This is a genomic window from Mucilaginibacter sp. P5_A4 (genome assembly GCF_056400605.1).
Genome location: NZ_JBFUKX010000048.1, coordinates 44038 through 50173, shown reverse-complemented (window position 1 = coordinate 50173; position 6136 = coordinate 44038). Strand labels below are relative to the sequence as shown.

Below are 6136 nucleotides of genomic sequence, written 5' to 3'. Positions count from 1 at the left end.
ATAAAATCTATCGCAAATTGAGCCTTGCATAAATCTTCAATTTCTAAATTTCCGTTAAGTTCCATTTTGGGAGAATATTTGGAAACCTGGTCAAAATATTCATTATGTAATTTTAGCAACCTTAAAACCAGTTGCACATACCATTTTTCGAACTTACAGCCCAGAAATATAACGCCCTTGGCACTTTTAAAAGTGTTAAGGATATCTGTTGGAAGATTTCTATCGCCGATAACAGCCTGTAAAAAGTCAAATAGGTCGTTATGAGTTAAAACAAGAGATTCCTCACTGTCTGTACATCCAAATAAGTTGTAGATAACAGGATTGCTTTGGGTGGGTGGGGCGATATTAGCTGGCGCTTTGGTTTTGTCGTATACTTCAAACCTATGTTTAAATTTTTCTTTGTTAAATTCTTCTGTCAGGTAAATATCAGGTGAAGTAGAAATAATTAAATGGAAGGGTATTTTTGTAATATTTTTATAGATGTCTCTTTTAACATTTGCATTGGCATAGAATTTTTTTATTTTATAATATACCTTCGTTTGTGCTGCTCTATCTTTAAATAAAAAAAGCTCGTCGGCTGTATAATATTTTACAATGTTTTCTTCATTCGGAATATCTAAATATTTTAGCAAAGAATTTTCTAAGGTGCCGTTATCAACTTTAATAATGCCTGGCCCTAAAAGCAAAATACATTTCCCTGCCCTTATAGTTTCTATAAGAAAACTCCAGTCAGGAGCGTTTGTTTTGGTAACAGCTGGGTTGGTCATATTACGATAGGGTTTGGGTATATTAAATCTAAACAAATAAGGGATAAAAACAAATTTTTTTAAAAAAAATAATTGACTTGCATTTTCGTATACTATTCAATCATAATTGTTTATAGTTTGTACATTGTGCTTTGACTCGTTTTTAGTTGTTGTTGAGTGTCATTTATATTTTCATATATTAGAATTAAATTATATAGGATCAATGGAAACCCCATATGTACGCGCTTTGATTGCTAATGACAGGATCGATAAAGCAATTCAGCTAATTATTTTAGCTACGCAAGGGACATCGTTAGCTGACGAAGCGACCTCTATTTCAGCTTCATACAGGAGGTATAGTAATGAGTTGATGAAAGATTTACTAAGTGCCGAAGATGGCAAAAAAGCTTTCGCAAGTGTTACAAACCGGCTTTTGAATTTATTGAGAGCATATGACTTACAACCATTGCCTGTACCCGATGCTAATAAAAGTGTTTTTATATCTTACGCTTGGGGGGGCGATAGTGAAATAATTACAGATCAAATAGATAAAACACTTCAAAGTAATAAAATCCTTATCATAAGAGACAAGCGGGATGTGAATTTTAGGAGCAGTATAAAGGATTTCATGGAAACCTTAGGAAAGGGGAAATGTATTATAGTAATTATTAGTGATAGGTACCTAAAGTCTAAAAATTGCTTATACGAGTTATTACAGATTTCGAGCCATGGCTCATTTGTTGATAGGATTTTTCCCGTGGTACTAAAAGATGCAAATATTTTTGATGCTAAAGACTTAATAGGCTACGTTGAGTACTGGGAGTTGCAAATTAAAGAGTTAAAAAAAGCAATAAAAAAAATTTCACCGGAAAACTTACATGGAATCCGGGAGGATTTGGATTTATACTCAAACATACGTGCATTTTTACCAAGATTAGTTGATAAGATTAGAGATATGAATACCTTAACACCTGAAGCACATAGAGATACAAATTTTGAAGAATTGTACAATCAAATAATACATAATTTATAATTCCCCAAGCTGCCGCAAGAGTTTTGATCGACCCACGCTACGCAAGAACTTTTTCGCTGCCACCTCCAGCCTGGTGTGCCTGTATGCAGATCACGGTGTTTTTGTAAAGCACTCAGCTTAAACTACCCCACGGACCACGTTAAGGATGGCAGCGAATACCGGCCCCAGCGCCTAATGCCTGTAGCCGTATAAGCGTACAGCCCGACCCGACGCAGGAGGGGAACGCCCGGAGAAGTATCAAGTAGGCAGTATCAAGTACCAAGACAGGTGGGCCAATTTGTTATGATATAAACCCATCGCTGACACTGGTGCACCAGCGAGATGAATTATTTATAATAGAAAACACCTAAAGCGTATTAAACTCTTTAGGTGCTGAGAAGAAGCAGTTCATGCACATACGGGATTGCGCAACCATTAGTGAGCTACACCTGTTTCCATATTTTCATATTCATAGTGCACAGGCGTTATCACCGGCTTAACCTGGTCAACAGCAATACCAATTTTTTTCAAAATTGGCATCAGGGTTTCACCAAATTTATTGAATGCATCTGCCGATTCCCAAACATCAATCACCATCCAGTTATTGCCTTGCTGTGCTCCTACATGGTGGTGAAGTCCTGATGGTGCCGATTGGCCCACTTTGCGCAGTTCTACCCACGCTTGATCATACTCTTTGGCAGTCATGCCAGGAATGTTGAATTGAACGATTACTTTTTCCATGATTAATTTCATTTAATTGCGACTGAATTGTAACAATACAAAGTACCATGATGGTAGTAAAAAGAAGAGTTTTTTAGATAATTAGGGGGGAAGCTAACAAGAAGACTGTTTAATGCTAACGCTTTAAATATTGATTTATTTTAATTGATTAATTTACAAATAGTGTTTATGCAGATCGATATGGTAATTCTGTTTTTTGTTGCGGTTTATAAAATATGACAATTCTTAAAGTGTTGATTTTTATATAGATAGCATTTTTTACTGTTTCACCTGTTGCGAACGCAACAGTCTGATTTCCCAGCTATCGCAAAGGCTTTGAAGTATCAGGTAGTTAGTATCAAGTATCAAGACATGAAGAAGAGAGATCAAGACAGGAGCGCTTGAAGAAGTATCAGCTAGTTAGTATCAGGTATCAAGACAAGGGGCTAATTTGACATGATATAAACCGATTTGGTTTTTCCGTTTTTGATTAACACCGAATCTGAAAACGCTTTCTTGAAGATTGAGTCGCCTATGTGCACCGTCTTATAAAAATCCATCTTTTGGTGCGACCGGGTTTCCTGGTGTAAATAGTATCGCAGATCATTCCCTTTCAACCGGATTATTATCCTGCTCCTGGCCATCTCCATTTGCGCGATTTCGCCGCGGATGTTGTTTGAATTAAAAGCATAAAAGCCTTTGCTAACAGCCCGGTGATCGAAATATATCATGGTTAAAAATGTGCCTGCCAGGAAAACCAAGAAAATGATCCGCCGAATTTTTTTCTGCCGCTTGTCCATGTCGGTTAAAATTAATCAAATAAATTTGGGGACAAAGGACTTTCGGACAAAGGAATAACTTTGTTGGGACTTATGCCGTTGTCGGTCTTCCGGACAATAAAGCTTTAATATTTTTCAAGGAAATCGGCTGCTGTTAAAATGGATATTTTTTGAAAAGGGTGCAAAACCAACAGGTCTTTATCTCCGGTTATGATACAATCTGCACCGGATGCTACTGCTAATTCTAAATATTTATTGTCTTTAGCATCGCGGCAAGCTTGTATGCTAATGGTTACAGGTATAAATTTTACAATTGTTTTTAAATCTTCGATGATGGTTAGCCGCTTATCAAAGGCAAGATATTTATCGAATTTTGGGCGGATAAAAACATCGCTGAATTCGTTATAGGCATCGTCGGACAGTACTATAATGCCTTCGTTTAGCGCTTTGTAATAAGCTTTTGCGGTTACCGATGCCCTGGAAAGCAAAAATACACTGATGAGTGTATTGGCATCAAGTACAAAATGCTTAGTTTTCTTCACTTAATAGCTGCGCCAGTAACTCCTCGGTTAAACCATTTCGGGCCGCTTCTTTGCGGGCATCCTGCAAAAGTAATTCAAAGTTTTCCTTCTGAGTTTTGCTTAGCGAATCATTTAGTATATGAGCCAGATTTTTGCCTATTTGGGTACGCAATTTAGCCGAGGTATTGCGCCAGGCCTTTGCCGTTTGATCGTCAACTTCTAATACAATCCGTTCCATACTATTTAAATGATAAACAAATTTAACGAATTTGAATTTAAGTAAAGATTTTTGGACGAAGGATTTTTTGGACAAAGGACTTCCGGACTTTCGGACAAAGGATTAATGGAGCAAAGATTAATTTTGGGGGGATTTCCGGATCTTAATTCTTGATTCTTTTTCCTTCCCCGTCTGCAGAACGGTTCCGGGCAAAAGCGGGCCGAACGATGGTGGGCGGTGCGGCTTTATGACATTGCAAATTTGTATGATCCTGGATTTTTCCGGGTTAAAAAATTAACCCTCCACTGCCACAAAATCCTTCAAAAACCCTATGTCGTTTTTTATTATACAAAACAGGATATTTCTCGATTATTATTACATAATAATGCCTTTTTGTTACACATTATTATGCTAAAAATTACAGCGCAGCTCCAATGTCTTAGGTTAAAACAACACAAAAAAATGCAAGGTAATAACCCTTCTAAAATCTTGCTACTTGATACTATCTACTTGCTACTAAATTTACATCTTTGCACTATGAGCAAGTTATGGCAAAAAACCACTAATGTTAATCAGCTGGTCGAGAGTTTCACCGTCGGCCGCGACCGTGAGTTCGACCAGGAAATGGCCGCTTTTGATGTGCTGGGTTCGCTGGCCCATACCCGCATGCTACAAAGCATCGGCCTGATGGATGTTGCTGATCTTGAGCTTGTTCAGCGCGAACTAAAAGCTATTTATGCTGATATTGAGCAGGGAAATTTCACCATCGAAGATGGGGTAGAAGATGTGCACTCGCAGGTAGAAATGCTGCTTACCCAGCGTATTGGCGATGCCGGTAAAAAGATCCACTCCGGCCGCTCCCGCAACGACCAGGTGCTGGTTGACCTGAAACTGTTTTTTCGCCACCAGCTGCAACAGGTAGTTGAAGAAACCGAAATCCTGTTTCGCCAGCTTATTGAGCTGAGTAACAGGTATAAAGATGTGCTGCTGCCCGGTTATACCCACCTGCAGGTGGCCATGCCCTCGTCATTCGGCCTCTGGTTTGGCGCCTACGCCGAAAGCCTCGCCGACGACCTGGAACTGGTATTGGCCGCTTATAGGATCACCAATAAGAACCCCCTGGGTTCAGCAGCCGGCTATGGCTCGTCGTTCCCCCTTAACCGCACTTTAACCACCGAACTATTGGGCTTCGATAGCCTCAACTATAACGTGGTATACGCCCAGATGGGCCGTGGTAAAACCGAGCGTATTATTGCGCAGGCGTTATCATCCATAGCGGCCACCCTTGCCAAAATGGCTATGGATCAGGCACTTTACCTGAGTCAGAACTTCGCATTTGTAAGTTACCCGGATACCCTTACCACCGGCAGCAGCATTATGCCCCACAAAAAAAACCCCGATGTTTGGGAAATTATGCGCGGCAAGTGCAACCGCCTGCAGGCCCTGCCAACCGATGTAGCTATGATGACCACCAACCTGCCATCGGGCTATCACCGTGAACTGCAGCTGCTTAAAGAGCTCCTGTTCCCCGCCTTTGCCGACCTGAAGAGCTGTCTGCATATGGCCACTTTCATGCTCCAGAATATAACGGTGAATACCGATATACTGAAAGATCCTAAATATGCGTACTTGTTTAGTGTAGAGGAAGTTAACCGTATGGTATTAAACGGCACGCCTTTCCGCGATGCCTACAAACAGGTTGGCCTGGCCATTGAGCAAGGCGACTTTAACCCCGACAAAACCGTTAACCACACCCACGAAGGCAGCATAGGCAACCTGGGTAACGAACATATCGCCGCAGCATTTGATAAGCTGCTGACCAACTTTGATTTTGCCAAGGTTGAAGGAGCGATAAGGGGCTTGGTAGGGTAGAGATGGTAATAAATAATAGGTGAAATCACTCTGAAAATCAGTGTAATCCCCAACATATGAACGGACAAAACAGAAGCGATATATACCCCGGTCTTGAGGTTGATATCATCCTGAAAAAAGACCAGCGTACAGGTACTTTAACCCGCGGAATTGTAAAAAGGCTGCTCACCAGCTCGGCTTATCATTCCCGTGGTATCAAGGTACAGTTGGATGATGGACAGGTAGGGCGTGTAGCCTGGATAGTGGAGGAAGATTAATTCATAAATTCT

Annotated in this window: 8 protein-coding genes; 3 read left to right on the top strand and 5 right to left on the bottom strand. The window is 40.3% G+C overall.

All coding sequences use genetic code 11. From position 1 onward, the window contains the following. The coding region (locus tag AC1DQW_RS22655; protein WP_477456140.1) for an SIR2 family protein at positions 1–767 on the bottom strand (767 nt) is incomplete at its 3' end. Between the two features lie 202 nt (positions 768–969). Between AC1DQW_RS22655 and AC1DQW_RS22650 the strand changes: the two genes are divergently transcribed. After that, complete coding sequence (locus AC1DQW_RS22650; protein ID WP_477456139.1) at positions 970–1779, top strand: TIR domain-containing protein; 810 nt, start codon at positions 970–972, stop codon at positions 1777–1779. Between the two features lie 414 nt (positions 1780–2193). Here the strand turns inward: AC1DQW_RS22650 and AC1DQW_RS22645 are convergent, their stop codons facing one another. The 4 genes from AC1DQW_RS22645 to AC1DQW_RS22630 all read right to left on the bottom strand — a co-directional run bounded on the left by AC1DQW_RS22645 (position 2194) and on the right by AC1DQW_RS22630 (position 4016). After that, on the bottom strand, positions 2194–2499 hold the full coding sequence (locus tag AC1DQW_RS22645) for a hypothetical protein (protein WP_477456138.1): 306 nt from the start codon (positions 2497–2499) through the stop codon (positions 2194–2196). A 425-nt stretch (positions 2500–2924) separates the two neighbouring features. Beyond that, positions 2925–3209, bottom strand: coding sequence for a hypothetical protein (locus AC1DQW_RS22640; RefSeq protein ID WP_477456137.1), 285 nt, complete (start codon positions 3207–3209; stop codon positions 2925–2927). A 173-nt stretch (positions 3210–3382) separates the two neighbouring features. Then, positions 3383–3799 (bottom strand): putative toxin-antitoxin system toxin component, PIN family, encoded by a 417-nt coding sequence (locus tag AC1DQW_RS22635; RefSeq protein WP_477456136.1) that lies wholly within the window; start codon positions 3797–3799, stop codon positions 3383–3385. Beyond that, entirely contained in the window at positions 3786–4016 is a 231-nt protein-coding gene (locus tag AC1DQW_RS22630) for a hypothetical protein (protein ID WP_477456135.1), read from the bottom strand. Before AC1DQW_RS22630 ends, AC1DQW_RS22635 begins: the two co-directional genes overlap by 14 nt. A 516-nt stretch (positions 4017–4532) precedes the next feature. Between AC1DQW_RS22630 and argH the strand changes: the two genes are divergently transcribed. Next, on the top strand, positions 4533–5867 hold the full coding sequence (gene argH / locus AC1DQW_RS22625; protein ID WP_477456134.1) for an argininosuccinate lyase: 1335 nt from the start codon (positions 4533–4535) through the stop codon (positions 5865–5867). A 56-nt stretch (positions 5868–5923) separates the two neighbouring features. Next, positions 5924–6124 (top strand): YwbE family protein, encoded by a 201-nt coding sequence (locus tag AC1DQW_RS22620; protein ID WP_477403852.1) that lies wholly within the window; start codon positions 5924–5926, stop codon positions 6122–6124. The last annotated feature ends 12 nt before the right edge of the window (positions 6125–6136 follow it).

Excerpts from the sequence above, each read along its gene's own strand:
- AC1DQW_RS22620 (WP_477403852.1), top strand. The coding sequence starts at position 5,924 with ATGAACGGACAAAACAGAAGCGATATATACCCCGGTCTTGAGGTTGAT.
- AC1DQW_RS22630 (WP_477456135.1), bottom strand. The coding sequence starts at position 4,016 with ATGGAACGGATTGTATTAGAAGTTGACGATCAAACGGCAAAGGCCTGG.
- argH (WP_477456134.1), top strand. The coding sequence starts at position 4,533 with ATGAGCAAGTTATGGCAAAAAACCACTAATGTTAATCAGCTGGTCGAG.
- AC1DQW_RS22640 (WP_477456137.1), bottom strand. The coding sequence starts at position 3,209 with ATGATATATTTCGATCACCGGGCTGTTAGCAAAGGCTTTTATGCTTTT.
- AC1DQW_RS22650 (WP_477456139.1), top strand. The coding sequence starts at position 970 with ATGGAAACCCCATATGTACGCGCTTTGATTGCTAATGACAGGATCGAT.
- AC1DQW_RS22645 (WP_477456138.1), bottom strand. The coding sequence starts at position 2,499 with ATGGAAAAAGTAATCGTTCAATTCAACATTCCTGGCATGACTGCCAAA.